Annotated in this window: 17 protein-coding genes and 1 pseudogene; 3 read left to right on the top strand and 15 right to left on the bottom strand. The window is 60.7% G+C overall.

Annotated features, from left to right (window positions below):
* Positions 1-26: 26 nt before the first annotated feature.
* The 8 genes from hutH to hutC all read right to left on the bottom strand — a co-directional run bounded on the left by hutH (position 27) and on the right by hutC (position 9,567).
* Complete coding sequence (gene hutH, locus ACA070_RS01720; protein WP_497449791.1) at positions 27-1,550, bottom strand: histidine ammonia-lyase; 1,524 nt, start codon at positions 1,548-1,550, stop codon at positions 27-29.
* Between the two features lie 144 nt (positions 1,551-1,694).
* On the bottom strand, positions 1,695-2,525 hold the full coding sequence (locus ACA070_RS01715; protein WP_497449790.1) for a quaternary amine ABC transporter ATP-binding protein: 831 nt from the start codon (positions 2,523-2,525) through the stop codon (positions 1,695-1,697).
* Complete coding sequence (locus ACA070_RS01710) at positions 2,522-3,373, bottom strand: ABC transporter permease (RefSeq protein WP_053153259.1); 852 nt, start codon at positions 3,371-3,373, stop codon at positions 2,522-2,524. The genes ACA070_RS01715 and ACA070_RS01710 overlap by 4 nt, the downstream gene beginning before the upstream one ends.
* Before the next feature lie 70 nt (positions 3,374-3,443).
* Positions 3,444-4,412 carry an ABC transporter substrate-binding protein gene (locus ACA070_RS01705; protein ID WP_497449789.1) on the bottom strand — a complete coding sequence of 323 codons (969 nt, stop codon included), beginning with the start codon at positions 4,410-4,412 and terminating at the stop codon, positions 3,444-3,446.
* A gap of 69 nt (positions 4,413-4,481) precedes the next feature.
* Positions 4,482-5,957 carry a purine-cytosine permease family protein gene (locus ACA070_RS01700; RefSeq protein WP_497449788.1) on the bottom strand — a complete coding sequence of 492 codons (1,476 nt, stop codon included), beginning with the start codon at positions 5,955-5,957 and terminating at the stop codon, positions 4,482-4,484.
* A 143-nt stretch (positions 5,958-6,100) separates the two neighbouring features.
* Entirely contained in the window at positions 6,101-7,789 is a 1,689-nt protein-coding gene (hutU, locus tag ACA070_RS01695; RefSeq protein ID WP_497449787.1) for a urocanate hydratase, read from the bottom strand.
* Positions 7,790-8,287: 498 nt separating this feature from the next.
* Positions 8,288-8,860 carry a HutD/Ves family protein gene (locus ACA070_RS01690; RefSeq protein WP_497449786.1) on the bottom strand — a complete coding sequence of 191 codons (573 nt, stop codon included), beginning with the start codon at positions 8,858-8,860 and terminating at the stop codon, positions 8,288-8,290.
* On the bottom strand, positions 8,857-9,567 hold the full coding sequence (gene hutC, locus ACA070_RS01685; protein WP_172435301.1) for a histidine utilization transcriptional repressor HutC: 711 nt from the start codon (positions 9,565-9,567) through the stop codon (positions 8,857-8,859). Before hutC ends, ACA070_RS01690 begins: the two co-directional genes overlap by 4 nt.
* A gap of 146 nt (positions 9,568-9,713) precedes the next feature.
* Here hutC and ACA070_RS01680 point away from each other — a divergent pair, with 146 nt between their 5' ends.
* Positions 9,714-11,078, top strand: a complete 1,365-nt coding sequence (locus tag ACA070_RS01680) for a formimidoylglutamate deiminase (protein WP_497449785.1) — start codon at positions 9,714-9,716, stop codon at positions 11,076-11,078.
* Positions 11,079-11,199: 121 nt separating this feature from the next.
* Here ACA070_RS01680 and ACA070_RS01675 read toward each other — a convergent pair whose 3' ends face one another.
* Positions 11,200-11,769 (bottom strand): lipocalin family protein, encoded by a 570-nt coding sequence (locus ACA070_RS01675; protein WP_497449784.1) that lies wholly within the window; start codon positions 11,767-11,769, stop codon positions 11,200-11,202.
* A gap of 31 nt (positions 11,770-11,800) precedes the next feature.
* Positions 11,801-12,055, bottom strand: a complete 255-nt coding sequence (locus ACA070_RS01670) for a hypothetical protein (protein WP_497449783.1) — start codon at positions 12,053-12,055, stop codon at positions 11,801-11,803.
* Positions 12,056-12,336: 281 nt separating this feature from the next.
* Between ACA070_RS01670 and ACA070_RS01665 the strand changes: the two are divergent.
* Together ACA070_RS01665 and ACA070_RS01660 are read left to right on the top strand one after the other, a co-directional pair.
* Positions 12,337-13,323 (top strand): annotated as a pseudogene (locus ACA070_RS01665) (cache domain-containing protein); the annotation flags it as partial.
* Between the two features lie 141 nt (positions 13,324-13,464).
* A complete protein-coding gene (locus ACA070_RS01660) occupies positions 13,465-14,229 on the top strand; it encodes a methyl-accepting chemotaxis protein (protein WP_370694468.1) in 765 nt (254 codons plus the stop codon).
* 117 nt (positions 14,230-14,346) lie between these two features.
* Here ACA070_RS01660 and ACA070_RS01655 read toward each other — a convergent pair whose 3' ends face one another.
* From ACA070_RS01655 to ACA070_RS01635, 5 genes are all read right to left on the bottom strand, one after another.
* Complete coding sequence (locus ACA070_RS01655; protein WP_497449782.1) at positions 14,347-14,949, bottom strand: DUF924 family protein; 603 nt, start codon at positions 14,947-14,949, stop codon at positions 14,347-14,349.
* Positions 14,950-14,951: 2 nt separating this feature from the next.
* Positions 14,952-15,962, bottom strand: coding sequence for a class 1 fructose-bisphosphatase (locus ACA070_RS01650; RefSeq protein ID WP_497449781.1), 1,011 nt, complete (start codon positions 15,960-15,962; stop codon positions 14,952-14,954).
* Positions 15,963-16,200: 238 nt separating this feature from the next.
* Positions 16,201-17,574, bottom strand: coding sequence for a DUF3999 domain-containing protein (locus ACA070_RS01645; RefSeq protein ID WP_497449780.1), 1,374 nt, complete (start codon positions 17,572-17,574; stop codon positions 16,201-16,203).
* Positions 17,571-21,158 (bottom strand): DUF2339 domain-containing protein, encoded by a 3,588-nt coding sequence (locus ACA070_RS01640; protein ID WP_497449779.1) that lies wholly within the window; start codon positions 21,156-21,158, stop codon positions 17,571-17,573. The genes ACA070_RS01645 and ACA070_RS01640 overlap by 4 nt, the downstream gene beginning before the upstream one ends.
* A gap of 224 nt (positions 21,159-21,382) precedes the next feature.
* A complete protein-coding gene (locus ACA070_RS01635) occupies positions 21,383-23,833 on the bottom strand; it encodes a glycogen/starch/alpha-glucan phosphorylase (protein WP_497449778.1) in 2,451 nt (816 codons plus the stop codon).
* Between the last annotated feature and the right edge of the window lie 21 nt (positions 23,834-23,854).

Raw genomic sequence — 23,854 nt, 5'->3', positions numbered from 1 at the left:
TTGGCACGCTGGTTTTTTTGTAGAAATCAGTTCAGGTTCGGTAAAGCGTTGTGCAGCAAAATCGGGTCTTTCAACACGCTGGCAGCGGCGGCAATGTCCGGCGCCAGCCAGCGGTCCTGGTCGTAAGCCGGGACGCGTTCGCGCAGCAGACGCCACGCGGCATCTGTGCCTGCGCCAAAACGTTGCTCTTTCAAAAATTCAAATGCCTGAGCTGCCAGCAAATATTCGATAGCAAGAATCTGCGTGCAGTTTTCCAGGGCGCGGTGCAGCTTCAACGCCGCGTTGGTGCCCATGCTCAAGTGGTCTTCCTGCAAGCCCGAGGTGACGTAATTGTCGAGTACCGCCGGTTGCGCCAACTGGCGATTTTCTGCGCACAGCGAAGCGGCGACGTACTGGACGATCATCATCCCGGAATTCACTCCCGGGTTGGCCACCAAAAAGGCCGGCAAACCGCTGACGTGCGGGTTGATCAAGCGGTCCAGACGACGCTCGGCGATGGAGCCGATTTCGGCCATGGCGATGGCCAGCATATCTGCCGCCAAGGCCACTGACTGGCCGTGCGGGTTGGCCTGGGACATGATGCGGAAATTATCCGGCGTGCCCAGCAGCATCGGGTTATCGGTGACCGAGTTGAGTTCGGTTTCGATCTGCGTTCTTGCGTGCTCAAGCTGATCGCGAGCGGCGCCGTGGACCTGCGGGATCGAACGGATGCTCAGCGCATCCTGCGTGCGGATGCCAAAGCTTGCGGCAATCACTTCACTGCCATCCAGCAGCGCCCGCAGGTTGATGCCGACCTGCTGCATGCCCGGATGCGGCTTGAGCGCGATGATCTCGGCATCGAACGCCGCAATCTGGCCGCGCTGGGCTTCGAAACTCATTGCACCGATCACGTCGGCCCATTGCACCAGACGCGTGGCATCGGCAATCGCCAGGCAGCTGAGGCCGGTCATGCACGGCGTGCCATTGACCAGGCACAAACCATCTTTGGCGCCAAGCTGGACCGGTTGCAGACCTTCTTCGGCCAAGGCTTGCTGCGCGGACACGATCTGCCCGCGATAGCTCACATTGCCGACGCCCAGCAGCGCGATGCCGATGTGCGCCATGTGGGTCAGGTACCCGACCGAACCCTGGGAAGGCACTTGCGGGGTAATGCCGCGATTGAGCAGCGCCAGCAGCGCTTCGACCACTCGACGATGAATGCCGGATTTGCCGTGGCTGTAATTGCGGATCGCCGCACACATGATCGCGCGAGTCTGCTCGTCAGCCAATGGAGCGCCAACGCCACAGGCATGGCTGAGCAAGGTGTTGCGCGACAGTTGGCTGAGTTGTTCGTCCTTAAGCGAGACGTTGCACAACGCGCCCAGACCGGTGTTGACGCCATAGGCGCGCTCGCCACTGGCGACGATGCGCTGGACGATGGCCTGGGCATTCTCGATCCGCGCCCAGGCTTGGGCAGACAGCTCAAGCTGCGCGTCATGCCGGGCTACGGCGACCACATCCTGCCAACGCAACGGGGCGTCGGCGATAACGATTTTTTCAGCCTGGGACATCTGGAGCCTCATACAAAATTCATGGACGTATGACACCTGTGGCGAGGGAGCTTGCTCCCGTTCGACCGCGCAGCGGTCGCCGATTTTTGGGGCTGCTTCGCAACCCAACGGGAGCAAGCTCCCTCGCCACAAAAGCGGTCAGTCTTAAACCACCGCAGCCCGGCGCTGTACGAACCGGTCGACATACTCATCCGCCGGCGAATGCAGGATCTCTCTCGGCGTGCCGACCTGAATCAGGCGCCCGTCCTTGAGAATCGCAATGCGGTTACCAATCCGCACCGCCTCATCAAGGTCGTGGGTGATGAATACGATGGTCTTGTGCAGGGTCTTTTGCAGTTCCAGCAACTGGTCCTGCATCTCGGCGCGGATCAGCGGGTCGAGGGCACTGAAGGCTTCGTCCATCAGGATGATGTCGGTGTCCGCCGCCAACGCACGGGCCAGGCCCACACGCTGACGCATGCCGCCCGAAAGCTGATGCGGGTATTTGTTTTCGTAGCCCTTCAGGCCCACGGTGTTGATCCAGTGCAGCGCGCGCTCGGAACACATTTGCTTGGTCTCGCCACGCACTTTCAGGCCGTAGGCAACGTTATCCACCACGGTCTTGTGCGGCAGCAGGCCGAAGCTCTGGAACACCATGCTGATCTTGTGCCGGCGAAATTCGCGCAGGGCTTCCATGTCGTATTGCAGGATGTCCACGCCGTCCACCAGGATCGCGCCGCTGGTCGGGTCGATCAGGCGATTGAAGTGGCGCACCAATGTGGATTTGCCCGAGCCCGACAGGCCCATGATCACGAAGATCTCACCGGTGCCGATGCTCAGGGACAAGTCGTTCACGCCGACCACGCAACCGGTCTCGGCCAGCACCTGATCCTTGGTTTTGCCCTGGCCAATCATGCCCAGCGCTTCCTTGGAACGGTTGCCGAAAATCTTGAAGACGTTTTTGACTTCGATTTTGCTGATGGCTTCGTTGTTCATTTGCTCACCTCATGCCGTGGCCGACCATACGCCTGAGTAATGCGGTCGATGACCACTGCCAGAATCACGATCGCCAGGCCGGCTTCAAGGCCACGTCCGACGTTGAGGGTCTGAATCCCCACCAACACATCTTCACCCAGGCCACGGGCACCGATCATCGAGGCAATTACCACCATCGACAGGGCCATCATGGTGGTCTGGTTGATCCCGGCCATGATGCTCGGCAGGGCCAGCGGCAGTTGCACGCCAAACAGTTGCTGCCAACGGTTGGCACCGAAGGCGTTGATCGCTTCCATCACCTCACCGTCGACCTGGCGAATACCCAGATCAGTCAGGCGAATCAGCGGCGGCGCAGCGTAGATGACGGTGGCGAAAATCGCCGGCACCTTGCCCAGGCCAAACAGCATCAGCACCGGGATCAGGTACACGAAACTCGGCATGGTCTGCATGATGTCCAGCAGCGGCATCAGCACCGAACGCAGGCGATTGCTGCGTGCAGAGAGAATGCCCAGCGGGATGCCGATCAGCACCGAAATGACCGTCGCGACCATCATCAGCGCCAGGGTCTGCATCAGCTTGTCCCAGAGACCGACCGCGCCCACCAGGAACAACAAACCGACGATCACGGCGGTGGTCACGACTTTGCGGGTCGCGTGCCAGGCAACGCCCGCCACGATGGCCAGCATCAGCCACCAGGGCGCCGCGCGCAGCAGCCCTTCAAGATTGACGATGGCCCACAGCAGGGTGTCGGAGATGCTGCGGAACACGTCGCCGTAGTTGGTGACCAGCGAATCGACCCAACCGTTGACCCAGTCGGCGATGGAAAAGGTAAAGCTTTCGGGAAACATAAGAGACTCTCAATCAAGGGGTTGCGATTCAGCGTCCGACTGCCGTTACCAGCAGTCGGAGAGGCTCAACCTACAAGGCCGCGTCGATTTTCTTGGCTGCGTCTTCGCTCACCCACGCGTGCCAGACTTCAGGATGTTCCTTCAAGAAGATCTTGGCCAGTTTTGGCGACTCGATCCGCTCTTTGGCCATGCGCCCGAGGTTCTGGTTGAGCAGGTCGATCGGCAGGTTGACCTTTTCCAGCACCGCCACTAGTTCCGGGGCTTGCTCGTGGAAGGTCTTGGACAGGCCGACCTTGATGGTTACGCGCTTGTCCACGCCTGGTTTTTCTTCAAGTTTGACCAGGTCAACCTGGCCCATCAGCGGGGTTGGCGACCAGTAGTAGAACAGGATCGGCTCGCCACGCTTGTAGCTAGACAGTACCGCGGCATCCAGCGCCGGGCCGGTGCCTGGGCGGAAGTTGGTGTAGGTGCTTTCCAGGCCGTAGCTTTTCAGCATTTCGCTGTTGTCCAGCTCACAGGTCCAGCCGGCCGGGCAGTTGTAGAAACGGCCCTTGGCAGGCTCTTCCTGATCCTTGAACACGGTGGCGTATTTGGCCAGGTCGGCGATGTTTTTCAGGTCCGGCGCCTTGGGTTCCAGCTTGCGCTTGGCGTCGCCTTCGATCACGTAACGCGGCACGTACCAGCCTTCGATCGCACCCACCACCGGAGCGCCGACACCGACGACTTTGCCGGCCTTCTCGGCCTTGTTCCAAACCTCGCTACGGCCGACCCATTCTTCGGCGAACACTTGAATGTCGTTGCTGCTCAGGGCGTTTTCCATGGTGATGGAGTTGCCTGGCAAGCTGTCCGTCTTGCAGTCGTAGCCCTTCTCCAACACGATTTGCATTACGTCGGTCAGCAGCATGGCGCTTTCCCAGTTCAGGCCGGCGAATTTCACCGGTTTGCCCGACTCGCACCAACCAGCAGCCTGAGTGGCGCCGGCACTGGCGAGCAGGCCCATGGAAAGCAATGTGGTCAGCAGGGTCTTGTTCGATTTCATTGTAGTGACGCTCCTAATCATGAATTGGCTTACGGCAGTCAAGAGGCATCCAGCCCTGTCCACGTCCAATCAGGCCTGCGCCGCAGCGCGACCAGCCCCGCTTGTTTTATTAGGTGTTGCAACGTTGTCCTGCTCGACCGGCAGAATCAGGTGATCGGGTACCGAACCGTGCCATCGTTTCGCACACAGGTAATACAGGGCTGCGGGCAGCACCAGACCGATGATCCAGGAAATATCCACGTCACCCAGAGCGGCCACCAGCGGACCGGTATAGAACTTGGAGGAGATGAACGGCAGCTGCACCAGCACACCGAACACATAGACGCTGATGCCGAGGACGTTCCAACGGCCGTAGCGACCGTTCGGATCGGCCAGCGCCGGCACGTCATAGCGCTCGCGGGTGATGCAGTAGTAGTCCACCAGGTTGATCGCGCTCCATGGCGTAAAGAACGCCAGCAGGAACAGGATGAAGGACTTGAACGCACCGAGGAACGAGTGCTGGCCGAGCAACGCCATCAGGGTCGCCGCACCAACGATGACCAGCACGAACATCAGACGTTGCAAGCGCGTTACTTTCAGGTCACCACGGAAACCGCTGATGATGGTCGCAATGCACATGAAGCTGCCGTAGGAGTTCAGCGTGGAGATGGTGACCTTGCCGAATGCGATGCTGAAGTACAGCAGCGCAGCGGTGGCACCGGTCCCGCCCAGACCAACAATGTAGGCCACTTCATGGCCAGCGAATTGCCCGTTGGCCGAAGCGGCGGCAAACACGCCGAGGATCATCGCCACCTGTGCGCCAATCACCGAACCCGCACCCGCGGCGAAAAAGGTTTTCACCGATGAAGTCTTGCTCGGCAGGTAGCGTGAATAGTCAGCCACGTACGGGCCGAAAGCGATCTGCCAGGAGGCCGCGAGCGACACCGCCAGCAGGAAGCTGCTCCAGCTGAAGTGGCGGATTTGCAGCAGTGCGCCAACGTCAGTCTGGCTCATCAGACGGCTAAACAGATAAACGAAGGCGATCACACCAATGACACTGGCAACACGGCCAATCCAATGGATCACCCGATAACCGAGCACGGTGACCAGTACGATGACACTGGCGAAAATCAGAATGCCGACGCTGTCGCTGACACCAAACAACTGGCCCAGCGCCTGACCGGAAAGCACCGTACCGGTGGCGGTGAAACCGAGGTACATCAGACACACCAGCACGATCGGGATGGCCGCGCCATAAACCCCGAACTGCACCCGGCTGGAGATCATCTGCGGCAGGCCAAGCTTGGGCCCTTGCGCGGCATGCAACGCCATGACGCCGCCGCCGAGCAATTGACCGATCAACAGACCGATCAACGACCAGAACACATCACCGCCCAGCACCACGGCCAGGGCCCCGGTGACAATCGCGGTGATTTGCAGGTTGGCACCCATCCACAGGGTGAACTGGCTAAACAGACGACCGTGTCTTTCCGCTTCCGGGATGTAGTCGATCGAGCGTGTCTCGATCAACGGTTTGCTGCCTGCACGATCGTTGTTAACAGCCATGATTCAACCTCTGTGGATTGTTATTTAGGGTTTACGCAATCCCTGTAGGAGTGAGCCTGCTCGCGATGAGGCCGGCAAATTCAACAATTTCGCTGGCTGATATATCGCTATCGCGAGCAGGCTCGCTCCTACAGAGGCAAGCATTACTTGCCGGTAATCATCGGCAGGTTCAAACCCTGCTCCTTGGCGCAGTCGATCGCGATCTGGTAACCCGCATCGGCGTGACGCATGACACCGGTGGCCGGGTCGTTGTGCAGCACGCGAGCGATACGCTCGGCCGCTTCGTCAGTACCGTCGCAGACAATTACCATGCCCGAATGCTGGGAGAAGCCCATGCCGACGCCGCCGCCGTGGTGCAGGGAAACCCAGGTCGCGCCGCTCGCGGTGTTGAGCAAAGCGTTGAGCAGTGGCCAGTCGGACACGGCGTCGGAACCGTCCTGCATCGATTCGGTTTCGCGGTTCGGGCTGGCTACCGAACCGGAGTCCAGGTGGTCGCGACCAATCACGATTGGCGCGGACAATTCACCACTACGCACCATTTCGTTGAACGCCAGGCCGAGTTTGGCGCGCAGGCCCAGGCCAACCCAGCAGATACGTGCCGGCAGACCCTGGAAGCTGATGCGCTCGCGCGCCATGTCCAGCCAGTTGTGCAGGTGCGCGTCGTCCGGGATCAGCTCTTTGACCTTGGCGTCGGTTTTGTAGATGTCTTCGGCGTTACCCGACAAAGCAGCCCAGCGGAACGGGCCGATGCCGCGGCAGAACAGCGGACGGATGTAAGCCGGTACGAAGCCTGGGAAGTCGAATGCGTTTTCCACGCCTTCTTCCTGCGCCATCTGACGGATGTTGTTGCCGTAGTCGAAGGTTGGAATGCCCATTTTCTGGAATTCGAGCATCGCTTTAACGTGCACGGCCATCGATTGCTTGGCGGCTTTCACCACGGCAGCAGGCTCGGTCTTGGCGCGAGCGCGGTATTCGTCCCAGGTCCAGCCGGCTGGCAGGTAACCGTTGAGCGGGTCGTGGGCGCTGGTCTGGTCGGTGACCATGTCCGGGCGCACGCCGCGCTTGACCAATTCCGGCAAGATTTCCGCCGCGTTGCCGAGCAGTGCGATGGAAATCGCCTTGCCTTCCTTGGTGTATTTGGCGATACGGGCCAGCGCGTCGTCGAGGTCGGTGGCTTGCTCATCGACATAGCGGCTGTTCAGGCGGAAATCGATACTGACCTGCTGGCATTCGATGTTCAGCGAGCAGGCGCCGGCCAGGGTCGCGGCCAGGGGCTGAGCGCCACCCATACCGCCGAGACCTGCGGTCAGGACCCAACGACCTTTCAGGTCATCGTTATAGTGCTGGCGACCGGCTTCGACGAAGGTTTCGTAGGTGCCCTGGACGATGCCCTGGCTGCCGATGTAGATCCAGCTGCCGGCGGTCATCTGGCCGTACATGGCCAGGCCTTTGGCGTCGAGTTCGTTGAAGTGTTCCCAGCTCGCCCAGTGTGGCACCAGGTTGGAGTTGGCGATCAGTACGCGCGGTGCATTGGTGTGGGTCTTGAAAACGCCGACCGGCTTGCCGGATTGCACCAGCAGGGTCTCGTCGTCGTTCAGGTTGGTCAGGCTTTCGACGATCTTGTCGTAGCATTCCCAGTTACGCGCCGCACGACCGATACCACCGTAAACCACCAGTTCTTTAGGGTTCTCGGCGACTTCCGGGTCGAGGTTGTTCATCAGCATGCGCAGCGGCGCTTCGGTCAGCCAGCTTTTGGCGGTCAGTTTGTTACCGCGGGCAGCGCGGATTTCAACGTCACGATACTTAGTGGTTTTCTGGGTATTGTCAGTCACGAAAAAGACTCCTCAGCGATCAATCCAAACCAACCCTGGCGGTGGGTAAGCCAGCCTGTGCGCGTCAAAGCGACACAAGCGAATCAGTGGACGTTGCGAGGAGTCTCGATCGACTCATACGCATACGTCTTTACTTGTACATACAAGCATATGCAATCAAGCGGCCAACTTGTTGGAGGGGTGTTCAAGAAAAGTTTTGAAAGGGCTGGAAAGCGCCTGGATCAAGGGTTCCGGCAGAGATGAAATTTTTCGGCGGGATTTTGCGAGGGGAGTGAGCGCTGTTACTTGAGCGTGGTTTAGCGCCACGCTGGGGCGTTCGGTAACAAGTTGGTGCGCAATGGGAAACGGGATGAAGACTGCTTTTGTGGCGAGGGAGCTTGCTCCCGCTGGGCTGCGAAGCAGACCCAAAACCGGGAGCATGTGGAGTTTCAGATGGAATCGGAATTCAGGATTGACGACTGCTGCGCAGCCGAGCGGGAGCAAGCTCCCTCGCCACAATTAACCGCGTGCTGTCAGTTCAATCACGCAGCATTGGCCGCCCACGGAGACTTCCAGCAGGCCGGTGTTACCGACGAGTTGCAGGCAATCATGCCGACCCAATTGCTGGGCACTGTTACCGACCTTCACTTCCAGCGATTCAGTGACACTGAACACCAGCACAGTTCCGGCCGAGCTGAAAAACCGTTGCTCGCCATCCAGCCACTGCAATCGCGCGTCGTAACGTTTCGGCGCATAGATCAGGTTGAAATCGCGGATCGGCCCGCCGAGCAAGGTGCAAGTCACCTGGCTCTCGCCACTGAAGGCAAACGGTTCCAGCGGTAACAACGGATGTGTGTCCTGGCCATCGACGCGCAAGGTCATGCCGTCGCCCTGCAGCACGGTGATCACGCGCTCGTAACCGGCGAACATTGAAAAGCCGCCCGACTCACCAATATCGGCAATCGACAGGCGCCAGCCGAAACCATCAAGGCCAGTACCCGCATCACGGGTGATTTCTTCAGTGCTGCCGCCGCCGTTTTTCCAAGGCATGCGCGGGTAATCTTTTGCGCGTAAAACTTTCACTTCATTCATTTATGGAACCGACCTTCCAGACGATGACGGGAACCAGGGTGGATCAAGCGGGCAGCGGTCACCGGCTGGCGGCCAGACCAGGTGCGGCGGCGAATCAGCAGGCACGGCTCGCCCTTTTCAATCTGCAGCAATTTGCACTCGGAGGCCTCGGCCAGAATCGCCTCGACCACGTGCTCGCCCTCAGTCAGCGGCGCGACCTGATTCAGGTAGGCGTAAGGCGTTTGCAGGGTGAAATCCTGCTTGAGGTAGTCCGGGGCCACCAGCGCGTTGACGAAACGGTCCTCGATCTGCACCGGGATATCGTTTTCAAAATGCACGATCAACGAGTGGAACACTTTCTGCCCTTCACGCATGTCCAGCGCCAACGCGCGCTCGGAACCGGCGGCCTCTTCCTCAAGGGTAATCACCTTGCAGGTATGGCGATGACCACGGGAGGCGATTTCGTCGGCGATGTTGTGCACTTCAAACAATGCGGACTGGCTTTTAGGTTCGGCGACGAACGTGCCGACGCCCTGCATGCGCACCAGCAGACCGTCGGCGGTCATCTCGCGCAGCGCGCGGTTGATGGTCATGCGGCTGAAACCCAGTTGGCTCACCAGCTCGCTTTCCGACGGAACGCGGTAGTGCGGCGGCCAGTTTCCACTGTCGATTTGCTGGGTGATCATCTGTTTGACGCGGGCGTACAAGGGCGCCGGACTGTCGCCCATGTGTGCGGCCAACGGAGAGACTGCAGGCGGAGTCGGCACGGTTAATCCTTGTTCATTTGGTAGAGGTTGCTAGCTTGCCGGAGTTTACCGAGCAGGCAAACGTCTGTATATGTATATACAAATAACACACGATGGGGTGCTGAACCATGTCCGCCTTCTTTGCCGAACGCGCGCTGCTGCCTAGTGGATGGGCCAACAATGTACGTCTTGAGGTCAGCGCCGACGGCGTGCTGACCCATATCCAGGCCGATTCCCACGCAGATGACGCCGAACGGCTGAGCGGTCCGCTGCTGCCGGGCATGCCAAATCTGCACTCCCACGCCTTCCAGCGGGCCATGGCCGGGCTGGCGGAAGTGGCGGGCAATCCGAACGACAGTTTCTGGACCTGGCGCGATCTGATGTATCGCCTCGTCGGAAAAATCAGCCCGGATCAACTCGGCGTGATCGCCCGTCAGCTGTACATCGAAATGCTCAAGGCCGGTTACACCTCGGTTGCGGAATTCCATTACGTGCACCATGACACCAACGGCCAACCGTATGCAGATCCCGCCGAATTGGCGCTGCGTATCAGCCAGGCTGCCAGCTCTGCCGGTATCGGCCTGACCCTGTTGCCGGTGCTGTACAGCCATTCCGGTTTCGGCGGCCAGACCCCGAACGAGGGTCAGCGCCGCTTCATCAACAGCACCGAAAACTACCTCAAGCTTCAGTCGCGTTTGCAGCCGATCCTGGCGCAGCAACCGGCGCAGTCGCTGGGCCTTTGCTTCCACTCGTTGCGCGCGGTAACACCGCAGCAAATCAGCGAAGTGCTGGCGGCCAGCGACAAACAGTGCCCAGTGCACATTCATATCGCCGAACAGCAGAAGGAAGTCGATGACTGCCTTAGCTGGAGCGGCCGTCGTCCGCTGCAATGGCTGTACGAAAACACCGAGGTCGACCAGCGCTGGTGCCTGGTCCATGCGACCCACGCCAACCCGGAAGAAGTCACGCTGATGGCCAAGAGTCGCGCCATCGCCGGCCTGTGCCTGACCACCGAAGCGAATCTCGGCGACGGGATTTTCCCGGCGGTGGATTTCCTCGCGCAGGGCGGACGCATGGGTATCGGGTCCGACAGCCATGTGTCATTGAGCGTGGTGGAAGAATTGCGCTGGCTGGAATACGGCCAGCGCCTGCGCGATCAGCGGCGTAATCGCTTGTATGGCGCGGATCAGCCGATGGTCGGCCGCACACTGTACGACGCTGCGCTGGATGGCGGCGCTCAGGCGCTGGGTCAGCCGATCGGTGCATTGGAAGTTGGCAAACGTGCGGACTGGCTGGTGCTGGACGGCAACGATCCGTACCTGGCCACGGCCAGTGGTGACGGGATTCTCAATCGCTGGTTGTTTGCCGGTGGCGATCGTCAGGTGCGGGATGTGCTGGTCAATGGCCAGTGGGTTGTGCGGGATGGGCGGCATGCGGATGAAGAAGAGAGCAATCGGGCGTTCACCCAAGTCCTGCGCGATCTCCTCGGCTGACACAAAATAAATGTGGGAGCTAGCCTGCTAGCGATAGGGTCATCAGCTTCAACAAGGATGTTGACTGACAGTCCGCTATCGCGAGCAGGCTCGCTCCCACAGTTTTAATCTTCGGTGACTGCTAGTTAGAGGTCTTGGCCATCTGCGTATCCGACGCACGCCAGATTAGCCGCGTGGTGTCGTAGCCTTGTTGACGCGCCTTGCTCAGCAGTTCTTCACGCACTACACCGTTAACCGACGGAGTCCGTGATAGCAGCCACAGATACTTGCGGCTCGGGTCACCCACGATGGCGGTCTTGTAGTCGTCGCTGACGTACAGCACCCAGTATTCCCCCTTCGCCACACCCGGCAGCAATCGCGAGAACCAGGTATCGAACTCGACCCACAACTTGTCGGTCTTGCCCGGCACTTGCGGATAAGCCGTGCCCTTGGCTTCTTCCCATTGCCAATCCGCCGTCAGGCAGCGGTTCAGCACCAACACGTTGCCGTCAGGCTTGAGCGTGTAATGGGCTTCGGATTGCGCGCAGTTGCGCTGGAAATACATCGGCAGACGGGCCAACTCGTACCAGGTGCCCTGGTATTTCTTGAGGTTGACGCTGTTGACTGTTTTCGGTGCCAACGGATCTTCGCCAGAAGTGGCGCAGCCAGCCAATACCAGGCTGGCAAAAAGGAGTATCAATAACCGCTTCATTGTTTTTCTCCCGTGGGCGAGTAGCCCCGGATTACTTCAGGCCTTGGCCGGAAAACATCAGTACTTTGTCACCGGCGTACTGCACGCTGATAAAGCTGTTCTTGTCACCCCAGGTACAACTGGACATGCCGAGCGCGCCCGAGCAGTCGGTGGGTTTGCCCAGCAAGGTTTCTACCTCGGCCTTGGGCATGCCTGACGACAGCTTCGAGTAGTTTTCCTGATTGACCTTGCCGCATGCGGCCAACAACACGCAGAACGAGAGCAAGGCGATAGATCGCAGCGACATGGTGTAGCTCCTGGGGCGAAGGGGAATGGCATGGCTGCCAAGCTGAAGCTTAGAAGAGAAAACCCCTGCCTGGTTCCCTGGCTTGCCGGCTATTTGTGGGGCCGCTCGTCTGTTTTTCGTGAAATATCAGGAACTTTCGTTTGCTGTTGAGCGTTTGGTCGGTTTTCGCAAAAGCCGCCTAATCTTTGCCGCCGCTCAGTCGACATAGAGGCAGCGCAAAGCCCTCGACTGTGGCAAATTGACGCCCCTCGCTGACCAGACCCTCCGCGGTAGTGCATTTAATGACCAGAAACATGAAATTCAGCCACAAGATCCTGCTGGCAGCCGCCCTCGTGGTCGCCGTTGCGTTCGCCTGCTTTATCCTGTTCAACGACTACCGCCAGCGCCAGACCTTGCGCAGCAGTACCGAATCTTCGATGCAGGAACTCGGCAGCCTGACCACCAGCAACATCCAGACCTGGCTGGAAAGCCGCATGCAGTTGCTGCAATCGCTTTCCCAGCAAATCGCCGTGGACGGCAGTGCACCCGCCAACCTCAAGCGCGCCATCGACTTGCCGGCGTACACCGGCAACTTCCAGTTGAGCTACTTCGGTGGCACTGACGGCGTGATGTTCTCGATCCCGGCCGGCAACCGTGCGGCGGACTACGATCCCCGCGCCCGTGGCTGGTACAAGGCAGCCAACAGCGCGCGACAGACCATCGTCACCGAACCGTACATCGCCGCTTCATCCGGCAAACTGGTGATCACCGTGGCCACGCCCGTGCAGCATCAGAACCAGATGATCGGCGTCGCCGGTGCGGACATCGACCTGTCGAGCGTCAGTGCGATCATCAACTCGCTCAACTTCGGCGGTCACGGTCACGCGTTCATCGTCAGCGCCGACGGCAAGATCCTGATCCACCCGGACAGCAAGCTTGTGCTCAAGAGCCTCGCCGAGGCCTACCCGAACGGCGCGCCGAAAGTCAGCCCGGGCCTGAAAGAAGTCGAGCTCGATGGCAAGACCCAGTTCATCTCCTTTACCCACGTCAACGGTGTGCCGTCGGCAGACTGGTACGTGGCGCTGGTGCTGGACCAGGAGACCGCGTTCGCGATGCTCAGCGAGTTCCGCACCTCGGCGATCATCGCCATGGTCATCGCCGTGGTGATCATCATCGCGCTGCTGGGCATGCTGATCAGCTTCCTGATGCAGCCGCTGCTGACCATGGGCCGCGCCATGCATGACATCGCCGAAGGCGAAGGTGACCTGACCAAACGCCTGACCATCCACGGCCAGGACGAATTCGGTGCGCTGGGCACCTCGTTCAACCGTTTTGTAGAGCGGATTCACACGTCGATTCGCGAAGTGTCCTCGGCCACCGGCCAGGTCAACGAAGTGGCGCTGCGTGTGGTGGCTGCCTCGAACTCATCGATGTTCAACTCCGATCAGCAAGCCTCGCGCACCAGCAGCGTGGCTGCAGCGATCAACCAACTGGGCGCCGCCGCCCAGGAAATCGCCCAGAACGCCGCCCTCGCCTCGCAACACTCGAGCGACGCCCGTGCCTTGGCCGAAGACGGTCAGCAAGTGGTGGATAAAACTATCGCCGCGATGCAACAGCTCTCGGCGAAGATCAGCGATTCGTGCGGCAACATCGAAACGCTCAACAGCAACACGGTGAACATCGGGCAGATTCTGGAAGTGATCACCAGCATCTCGCAGCAAACCAACTTGCTGGCATTGAACGCGGCGATCGAAGCGGCGCGTGCCGGTGAAGCCGGACGTGGCTTTGCCGTGGTCGCGGACGAGGTGCGCAACCTCGCCCACCGCACTCAGGATTCGGCGCAGCAAGTGCAGAAGATGATCGAGGAGCTGCAAGTTGGCGCCCGTGAAGCGGTGAGCACCATGACCGACAGCCAGCGCCAGAGCGAAAGCAGCGTCGGCATCGCCAACCAGGCGGGCGAACGCCTGGGCAGCGTGACCCAGCGCATTGGTGAGATTGACGGGATGAACCAGTCTGTGGCGACAGCGACTGAAGAGCAGACCGCTGTGGTGGAGTCGATCAACGTCGACATCACCGAGATCAACACGTTGAACCAGGAAGGCGTGGAGAACTTGCAGTCGACGTTGCGCGCGTGTGCGGATCTTGAACAGCAAGCGGCGCGGTTGAAGCAGTTGGTCGGCAGCTTCCGGATATAAGCTGCTTTCACTGGCCCCATCGCCAGCAGGCTGGCTCCCACAGGGGATTTGTGAACAACACGAACCAAATGTGGGAGCCAGCCTGCTGGCGATGGCGGCATCAGCTACAGCTAAAAACTAAAAGCGAGAACCAGGCTCCGATAGAAACGCCAGCTCCTCATCCGTCGACTCCCGCCCCAACACCGCATTGCGATGCGGAAACCGCCCAAACCGCGCGATCACCCGCTGATGCTTCTCGGCATAGTTCAGATAATCGATAAACAGCTTCTGATCCGCCTCCGGCTGCTGCGCAACCAGATCGATGTACCGCGAAATCGCCTCGTTCTGCACCGCCAGATTCTCGCAGTGCTCAAACACCAGGTAGATAAACACTCGCTGGATCGGCCGCAACTGCCGATCGAAATCCGCAGCAATGCCTTGCCCTACCAGTGCCTGAGCCCTGAGATCGCCTGAAAAGGATTTTGGAGTGTCGCGATAGATCATTCGCGGGAGTTGATCGAGTAGCAGCACCAGGGCCAGCCAACCGTCGGGGCGTTGCGCCCAGTCAGTCAATCCGCCGGCCAGTGCCTGCTCGACCCAGTCCCCGAAACGCGTTTGCGCTTCGAGGTCCTGGCAGTCGCGCTTGCCGAACCATAACTTGCCCTTGTCAGCCGCTATCTCGTTGGGTGATTCGAGGGTTCCGAACCACCATTCGAGCAACGGCTGCCAAGGCTCGGTCATGTTTATTCCTTGTGGTAAGCCGTGACGCGTGCGACTTCTTCTTTCGAGCCGAGGTACACCGCTACGCGCTGGTGCAGGCCTTCAGGCTGAATGTCGAGGATGCGCTGGTGACCATCGGTGGACGCGCCGCCTGCCTGCTCAACCAGGAACGACATCGGGTTGGCTTCGTACATCAAGCGCAGTTTGCCGGGCTTCGATGGCTCGCGGCTGTCGCGTGGGTACATGAACAGACCGCCACGGGTCAGGATGCGGTGCACGTCCGCGACCATCGCGGCGACCCAACGCATGTTGTAGTTCTTTTTCAGCGGACCTTCATCGCCCGCCAGCAATTCGCCGACGTAGCGTTGTACCGGCGCTTCCCAGTGACGCTGGTTGGATGCGTTGATCGCGAATTCCTGAGTGGTTTCCGGGATCGTGATGTCTTCGTGGGTCAGTACGAAGCTGCCCATTTCACGGTCCAGGGTAAAGCCTTTCACGCCATCGCCCAGGGTCAGCACCAGCATGGTCTGCGGGCCGTAGATGGCATAACCGGCGGCTACCTGCTGAGTGCCTGGCTGCAGGAAGGCCTTTTCGTTCAAGGCTTCGTTCTGGCTCAGGTATTCGCTCGGGCAGCGCAGCACCGAGAAGATCGTGCCGACGGGTGCGTTGATGTCGATGTTCGACGAACCGTCCAGCGGGTCGAATACCAGCAGGTACGCGCCTTTCGGGTATTTGCCCGGGATCTGGTAGGCATTGTCCATTTCTTCGGACGCCATGCCGGCCAGGTGACCGCCCCATTCGTTGGCTTCGAGCAGGATCTCGTTGGAGATCACGTCGAGCTTCTTCTGCACTTCGCCTTGGACGTTTTCAGTGCCCATGCTGCCCAGAACGCCACCGAGGGCGCCTTTGGACACGGCGTGGCTGATTTCCTTGCAAGCACGCGCCACCACTTCGATCAGGAAACGCAGATCGGCAGGGGTGTTGTTGCTACGGGTCTGCTCAATCAAATAGCGACTCAGGGTAACGCGGGACATGGAAGGCTCCGGTGGAATTGGGGGCTAAAAACCCGCGCAGTTTAACGCGAGTCGAGGCGCATTTCCTCCTATCAGACGTGATACGCCCAATAGAGTTCATGCGCCGGGTTTAGCGTAGTTCGAAACGGACATTTTTACCGACCGATAAACCGAATTCGCCAGCAGGCTGGCTCCCACAGGGGAATGCGATTAACTGTGGGAGCCAGCCTGCTGGCGATCGGGTGCGAAGCACCCGCCTTCAAGGTTTTACCGGGGGCTTGCGCAGCAAACTGAAGGCCATCGCTGCGAGAAACAGCACACTCAGCAACAACACAGCCCACAACCCGAACTTCTTCCAGTTCGTGTCCGTCGTCGCTGCCGCTGTCCCCGCGGATGGGCTGCTCACCACCGCCGCACCTTCCACCGAAGCCTTGCCCAACGCCGCCCACTTCGCCGCGCTGTAATCCGGAATCAGCGTCGACAACGACAGGTTCGCCGCCTTCACCGTCGCACTCCCCAGCGCCAGCGTATAAGGCCCCGCCCCGCGCGCCAGGAACACCAATTGCGTCGAGCGCACCGCAAACTTCACCGTCGGCGCTTCAGCGCCCAACCCACCGCCGCGCTCATCCACGACAAGTTTCAACTGCTGCACGGTCTGCCCCGACAGCTGCAATTCGTTTTGCACCACGTCCTGGCCACTCTGGGTCAGGCGATAGAGCAAACCGCTGGTCAGCGGCTGCCATGGCAGACTGCTTTCGCGACGACCGGACAACGTCACTGGCGCCAGGCTGTTGGCCTGACTCAGCTCAACCTGAACCCGCTCGACATTCAGCCCCATCGGCAACTGCCACGTGTACTCCCCCGCCTTCACGCTACTGCCGGCCAGCGGTTGCGACCAGACCAACGGCAGCGGCAGGCTGCGGGTGCTTGCGCTTTGCAACTGCGCAGACGTTAGCGCCGGCGCCGATTGCGGCGAATTCCACAGCAAGCGCAGGTAACGCGCCGATTGCCCCGGCAAGCCAACTTCGTGCTGCTCGACCCGCTCGTCGGCAAACGTCAGCCGCGCCACCTGGCCTTCGCCCCACGACTGCCAATGCTGCAAGTCGTCGCTGGCCTCGATGGTGAAACGCTGAAAACCATCGCGCTCGCTGGTCCAGTCGAGGATCAGCTGCTGCAACGGCGCCTTGATGCCGCTGGCGTCGAGCAACCAGCCTCGCAGCACTTCTTCGCCCGCCTCCAACTGAGTGGACGGTTGCACTTCGACCAACGCGCCGTTCGCGCTGGATTGCACGCGAATGCCCGGCGCGCGCTCCGTGGCGTCCGCCGAGCTGTACAGCGGGAACCATTTCACATCAGTCAACGTGCGATTTTCCCGGGTTGACGCGGCTTCACGAGCCAGCGCGTAGGCCTGGGCCTCGCCGGCAGCGTTGAAGACCCGGACATCACTGAGATCCGTTTGCCGCGCATTCAGTTGCACGCTCAGGGGCAATTCGAGGCGATACCAAGGTCCCTCGCCGCTCAGCGACAACGGCACTTGCGTGGCGAAATCCGCCGGTTTTTCCTGAGCGCTGGCGGACAGCGCCACACCCAGCGCAACAGCGCCCAACCAGCCCAGGTTCAGCTTCTGACTCAAGACGACACTCCTTCGGTTTCAGGGGCCGGCGTTTCAACATCCGGCGCAGCTTCGGCACGCTTGGGCGGCAGCGGCGCGAAATAGCCCACCACCAGCAGCAACACGCCGACGCCGATAAACGACACGATCCGCGCAAGGCCGCCGCGGTTACTCAATTCGACAAAGAACAATTTGGCCACCACCACGCCGATCAGCGCGGCGCCGATCAGCCACACTTCGCGGCGATGACGCAGATGGCCGCCGATCATCAGACTCAGCGCCATCAACGTCCAGACGATGGACAGGCCAGCCTGCACCAGCATCGACTCAAGCAACGCATCCAGCTCGAACGGCACACCGCCCCAATGGTGCGCGGTGCGCATCACCAACGCGGTGAAGAAGGCGAACAGCGAAACGCCGGCGATCAGTTGCGTGGCGTGATCCACGTAGTCTTTGCGAATCGACAGTTGCGTGACGGCGCTGCGGGACCAAACGTAAACGCCGAACAGCGCAAACAGCAGGCCCAGCTCCAACGGATTGATCAGCGGCACATACGGCAGAGGTTCGGCCGTGCCATCGCTGACGAGGTTCGCCAGCCAGAACCAGCCGAGCATCAGCACTGCCAACGAAGCCGCCACGTAGAAGCGGTATTCGCGGGGATAAGCCGCCACTGGCCATGGCCAATTGCGCGGCGCCGCCATCAGCACCAGATAAACACTCGGCAGGATTGCCCAACCCAGCCAGCGCCAGGCGTTGTACTGCTCGGACAACAGCAGCAAACCGTAACGCAGCTCCAGCGCCAGCACGCCGATCAACAGCCAGCAGCCGAGCACATGGGCAGTGCTCAGGACACGCGCCGGCAACATCGACGCCAAGCGTCGCAGGGAGACGAAGTGCACAACGAAAACCGCCGCCCACACCAGCCAGCCGAAGTTGGCCGCCGGGTGATAACGCGAGTGCCACGCAGCAAGCAGTACCAGACCGGCAGCGGGAATCAGCAAGGTGCACAGCAAGCCCAGCGCCGACCATTTCAAACGCAGCGCCAACACCGTCCACAGCGCCACGCTCACGGAGGAAACAGCCAGCAGCAAGGTCGCTTGCAGATTCAGCGGTGCAAAGCGCAGCACTTCGCTGATCCACGCCAGCGCCCACCAACCTGCGCCCCACACCAGCAACACTTCGGACAAACGCTGCAAGCTCAGCACATCGAATGCCGAGGCATGGTTGCCGAGCTGCAAGCGCCACGCCCCGACCATCGCGGCCAGGCCTAACACCAACGGTGTCCAGAAGCCACTGTGGGCCAGAGGTTTCAAACCTTCGCTGGCCAGCGGCCCGAGCAGGTCCGGACCGGCGAACAGGAACGCCGCGCCGCCAATCAACTGCAACAGCAGGCCGAAGACAAAACTCACGCGCTGCTTGAGGTACAGACTGAGCCAAATGATGAACAGGCCACTGGCCGCCCACACCGCACTCGCGGTCTGCCATGGCAACACGAACAGCACCGCCAGATTGATCAGCACCAGACCGGCCAGCAACACCACCGACAAGCCGCGCAGCATTCGAACGTCGTTGCGCACCATCTCATCGCGAGCCGCGAGCAACATGCCGGCGATCAACGCCAGGCCGATCAGGGACGCGCTGAGCAAACCGCGCCAGCCAGCGCTGAACACGGCAGCCGATTCACCGCCGGAGCTTTGCAACCGCAGCAGGAACAACGCACCGCCGAGCAATTGCACAGCGAACGCGGTGAACAGGAACGTGCGCGATTGCAGACGCAAACCGACAAACAACGTCGCCAACCCCGCCAGTGCCCAACTGATCGCGGTGCCGTGGGTCAGGAAGAACAACGGCGCCAGCAGATAGAGGAAGGTCAGGCCGAGGCAAGCCAATACCGGCAGCCCTTTGCGTTCCCATTCCGATGTTTGTTCGGGCAAGGCTTTGCGCAATTGATAGAAGCTGAACAACAACGCTGCGCCGAGCATCAATGCGCCCAGTGGAGCGCCGTCGAGCAAGCTGCCGTCGCCGATCCGCAATTCGCTGACAAACGCCAGGGCCGAGCCCAGTTGCAGCAGCAAGGCAAACGCGCGAGCCAGCGGTCGTTGCTGACGCAGGCCGAGCCAGAAGATGCCGGCGCCTTCGACGGCCCAAGCGGCAGCCGTCCAGCGAGCGTCGAGCCCCAGCGGAATCGCGAGGCTGGCGAAGATCACGCCCAGCGCCAGGCAGGTTTCCGCGAGCAGCAATGCACGGCCGCCCATCAGCAACCGGGCGAGTCCCATGTAGATCATGCCCAACGCCAAGGCACTGAACGCCGCGGCGAACTCCAGATGCTGAACCAGCGCGAACTGCAATCCGAAGCCCACCAGCGGCGGGCCGAACAGCATCGTGCCGTCGACGTAATCACCCTTGCGCGCCGACCAGCGCAGCAGCGCCTCACGGCTGTCGTCCTCGGGTGCGTCGCTCATCTCCAGCAGCTTGCGCCGGGCGAACAGCAGGCCGATGGCCAGGTACATCAGGAAGAACAGAATCAGGAACGGCTCGGTACTCCACAGCAATTCCGGCGTGTAGGAGCGCAGGCCCCAGGCGAAACCGATGCCGAAGGTGCCGACGAAACCGATCAGGTTCAGCAGTCGCCAGGCCTTGAACCAGGCGATGGCGAGGATGCCGGCGTTGAGCAACGCGAAGTAGCTGAACAGCGCGACGTGGTTGCCGGCGCCGGTCGAGGTCAGGATGGGCGCGGCGAAACCGCCGAGTGCAGCGGCAGCGGCCAGGCCCAACGCATCCTGAGTGATCGCGAGAATCGCCGAGAACACCGTCACCGCGACCAGCAGGCCCAGCGCTGCTGACGGATCGAGCAATGGATGCAAGCGCATCGCGGCAAACACCGTCAGGTACAACACGGCAATCCCGGTGCCTTGCAGCATCAGCGCGTAATTGCTGTTGCGTGTTCTGAGCCACCAGCCCAGACCGAGCAGGCCCAACGCAGCCGCCGCAACCCCGGCGTAACGCAGTTCGATCGGCACCACCATGCCTTCGGTGGCATAACGCAGCAGGAACGCCAGACCGAGGAACAACAGCACCACGCCGACCCGCAGCACGGTGTTGCCACCGAACAGCCAGTTGCGCGCACCACTGATGGCCCGCTCGATGAAATTCGGGCCGCGAGGGATCGCGGGTTGTTGCGGTTCGCGGACGACCGGCTCGGGTTTCCAGACATCGTCGGGCAGCGGACGGCTGGTTTGCGCTGCCGTTGCGCTTAGCGGTTCGAGTTCGGGTGGAAGCTCCCAGATCATCTCCGGGGCTTCGACAGGAATTTCATCGAGGGTGAATTCAGGAGACGGGGCAGTTTCGCTGGCAATCGGTTCGCTGATTTGCGGCGTTGTGACGCCAGACGCCTCCAGCAATGCCAGGCGTTGCTGCACCCCACTCAGCGCAATCTGCGCCTGTTCCAGCAGATGACGCTGCTCGACCGCTTCTGAATCCAGACGGCCGAGGCGAATGGCCTGGCCGATTCCCAGCCCGAGCAACGCGCCCAACAGCGCATCGCTGAACGACTCATCGAGTATGAAGCCCAGCACCAGCCCAATCAGCATGAACATCCATTGCATGGTCGATATCCCTAAGCGGCCCATTGCCTTGTGGCGTCTGCGCTGACGCCTTCGCGGGCAAGCCTCGCTCCTACAGGTTATGTGCCGCTTTTGCGACTTGCATAAGTTCTGTAGGAGCGAGGCTTGCCCGCGAAAGCGTTGGTGCAGCACTCACTGAAACTGGGGCTTAGTATATCGATCAGGCCCAACAACCGTCGGGCCTTGCTCGCAATTATTGCTAAAAATTACTCCAAAGCCTTCCAAATATCCGTGGCGTACTCGCGAATGGTCCGGTCGGACGAGAACCATCCCATCCGGGATGTGCTCAACACCGCCGAGCGCCACCAGGCTTGAGAATCGTGCCAATGGGCTTCCACGCGCATCTGCGCGTCCCAGTAGGAATCGAAATCGGCGCAGACCAGAAAGCGGTCGTAGTCGATCAGCGAGTCGATCAAGCCTGCGTAACGGGACGGATCATCCGGCGAGAACACCCCGCCGCGAATCGCTTGCAGCACGTCGTTAAGCCGATGGGATGCGGCAATGTCCGGTGTCGCGTTGAACTCATGGTTCTGCTTGCGCGCTTCAACCTGCTGAGCGCTGAGGCCGAAGATGAACATGTGCTCGACACCGATGCGTTCACACATTTCGACGTTGGCACCGTCCAGGGTGCCGATGGTCAACGCGCCGTTGAGGCCGAACTTCATGTTGCTGGTGCCCGAGGCCTCGAAGCCTGCGGTGGAAATCTGCTCGGACAAATCCGCCGCCGGAATGATGCTCTCCGCCAGGCTGACGTTGTAGTTGGGCAGGAACACCACTTTGAGCAGACCGCGCACCGTCGGGTCGTTGTTCACCACCCGGGCGATGTCGTTGGTCAACTTGATGATCAACTTGGCCTGGTGATAACTGGCTGCGGCCTTGCCGGCGAAGATCTTCACCCGCGGCACCCAATCGATTTCCGGCTCGGCACGAATCGCCTGGTACAGCGCCACGGTGTGCATCAGGTTGAGCAACTGGCGTTTGTATTCGTGGATCCGTTTGACCTGCACGTCGAACATCGCCGCGGGATTGACCGCGATCCCCAGTCGTTCATGAATCAGGTAGGCCAAGGCTTTTTTGCTGTGCAGACGCTGCTCGGCGAAGGCTTTGCGGAAAGCGCTTTTCTCGGCGAAGGGCTCCAGTTCCAGCAGGCGTTCTTCTGCGTTGTCCAACAGATCCGGGCCGAGGGCATCGACCATCATCGATGTCAGTTCAGGGTTGGCCTGGTAGAGCCAGCGGCGGAAGGTGATGCCGTTGGTCTTGTTGTTGATCCGCTCCGGGTAAAGCTTGTGCAGTTCGGAGAATACGGTTTTGCGCATCAGCTGCGTGTGCAGCCCGGACACGCCGTTGACGCTGTGGGAACCGAGGAACGCGAGGTTGCCCATGCGCACACGGCGGCCGTTGTCTTCTTCGATCAGCGACACCGCGCGCAACACGTCGAAGTCGTGAATGCCTTTGGCGCGCAGCGAGTCGATGTGCTGAGCGTTGATCAGGTAAATGATCTGCATGTGCCGCGGCAACATCCGCTCCATCAATCCGACCGGCCAGGTTTCCAGCGCTTCGGGCAACAGCGTGTGGTTGGTGTACGAGAGCGTATCGACCGTGACTTGCCACGCGGCGTCCCACGCCACGTCGTAGACGTCGACCAATTGCCGCATCAGCTCGGCCACGGCAATCGAAGGGTGCGTATCGTTGAGCTGGATCGCCGCATGGTCACCCAGGGTCAGGACCGAGGTGTGCATGTTGCGATGGCGGCGCAGCAGGTCCTGCAAGGACGCGGCAACAAAGAAGTATTCCTGGCGCAGGCGCAGTTCCTGGCCGGCCTCGGTGCTGTCCGCCGGGTAGAGGACGCGGGAGATACTTTCCGCCCGGGCGACTTCGGCCACAGCGCCCAAGTGGTCACCGGCGTTGAAGCGTTCCAGGTGCAAATCTTCCATGGCACGGGCACGCCACAGGCGCAGCGTATTGACGCTCGCCCCGCGCCAGCCGACCACCGGCGTGTCGTAAGCAATGGCCCGCACGGTTTCCGCCGGGGACCAGACTTGCTTGGACTTGCCGGCTTCATCGGTCACGGTTTCGACACTGCCACCGAAGCCGATCGGGTAAACGACTTCAGGTCGTTCAAATTCCCACGGGTTGCCGAAATCCAGCCAGTGTTCGGTCTGCTCCTGCTGCCAGCCGTCGACGATGGCCTGACGGAACAAGCCGTGTTCATAACGAATGCCGTAGCCGTGGCCAGCGATGCCGAGGGTCGACATGCTTTCCATGAAGCACGCTGCCAGACGACCGAGGCCGCCGTTGCCCAGGGCCGCGTCGGGCTCCAGCAGGCGGATGCGTTCCAGGTCGACGCCGAGTTCAGTCAGCGCTTCGCGGGCGACGTCGAGCAGGCCGAGGTTGCTCAGGCTGTCGTAGAGCAGCCGGCCGATGAGAAATTCCAGGGAGAGGTAATAAACCCGTTTCTGACCTTTGCGGTAAATCTGCCGGGTGTGATCCATCCAGTGCTCGACCATGTGATCGCGCGCTGCCAGGGCGATGGCTTCGAACCAGTCATGGTCGAAGGCGTGATCCGGGTCTTTGCCCACCGCGTAGGTGAGTTTGGTCAAGACGGCATCGCGAAATGCGGCCACCTCTGCTTCGCGAACAAGTGGTTCTTGAGTCATCGATAGGACCTCGAGCGAGCG

The sequence above is a fragment of the Pseudomonas sp. LBUM1678 genome (assembly GCF_059695575.1).
Note: the sequence above shows the minus strand (reverse complement) of the source record. Positions and strands in the feature narration are given on the sequence as shown.

What these genes read in the sequence shown, in the direction of transcription:
- hutH (WP_497449791.1), bottom strand. Translation starts at nt 1,550, where the DNA reads ATGTCCCAGGCTGAAAAAATCGTTATCGCCGACGCCCCGTTGCGTTGG.
- ACA070_RS01715 (WP_497449790.1), bottom strand. Translation starts at nt 2,525, where the DNA reads ATGAACAACGAAGCCATCAGCAAAATCGAAGTCAAAAACGTCTTCAAG.
- ACA070_RS01710 (WP_053153259.1), bottom strand. Translation starts at nt 3,373, where the DNA reads ATGTTTCCCGAAAGCTTTACCTTTTCCATCGCCGACTGGGTCAACGGT.
- ACA070_RS01705 (WP_497449789.1), bottom strand. Translation starts at nt 4,412, where the DNA reads ATGAAATCGAACAAGACCCTGCTGACCACATTGCTTTCCATGGGCCTG.
- ACA070_RS01700 (WP_497449788.1), bottom strand. Translation starts at nt 5,957, where the DNA reads ATGGCTGTTAACAACGATCGTGCAGGCAGCAAACCGTTGATCGAGACA.
- ACA070_RS01690 (WP_497449786.1), bottom strand. Translation starts at nt 8,860, where the DNA reads ATGAATGAAGTGAAAGTTTTACGCGCAAAAGATTACCCGCGCATGCCT.
- hutC (WP_172435301.1), bottom strand. Translation starts at nt 9,567, where the DNA reads ATGGGCGACAGTCCGGCGCCCTTGTACGCCCGCGTCAAACAGATGATC.
- ACA070_RS01680 (WP_497449785.1), top strand. Translation starts at nt 9,714, where the DNA reads ATGTCCGCCTTCTTTGCCGAACGCGCGCTGCTGCCTAGTGGATGGGCC.
- ACA070_RS01675 (WP_497449784.1), bottom strand. Translation starts at nt 11,769, where the DNA reads ATGAAGCGGTTATTGATACTCCTTTTTGCCAGCCTGGTATTGGCTGGC.
- ACA070_RS01670 (WP_497449783.1), bottom strand. Translation starts at nt 12,055, where the DNA reads ATGTCGCTGCGATCTATCGCCTTGCTCTCGTTCTGCGTGTTGTTGGCC.
- ACA070_RS01660 (WP_370694468.1), top strand. Translation starts at nt 13,465, where the DNA reads ATGTTCAACTCCGATCAGCAAGCCTCGCGCACCAGCAGCGTGGCTGCA.
- ACA070_RS01655 (WP_497449782.1), bottom strand. Translation starts at nt 14,949, where the DNA reads ATGACCGAGCCTTGGCAGCCGTTGCTCGAATGGTGGTTCGGAACCCTC.
- ACA070_RS01650 (WP_497449781.1), bottom strand. Translation starts at nt 15,962, where the DNA reads ATGTCCCGCGTTACCCTGAGTCGCTATTTGATTGAGCAGACCCGTAGC.
- ACA070_RS01640 (WP_497449779.1), bottom strand. Translation starts at nt 21,158, where the DNA reads ATGCAATGGATGTTCATGCTGATTGGGCTGGTGCTGGGCTTCATACTC.
- ACA070_RS01635 (WP_497449778.1), bottom strand. Translation starts at nt 23,833, where the DNA reads ATGACTCAAGAACCACTTGTTCGCGAAGCAGAGGTGGCCGCATTTCGC.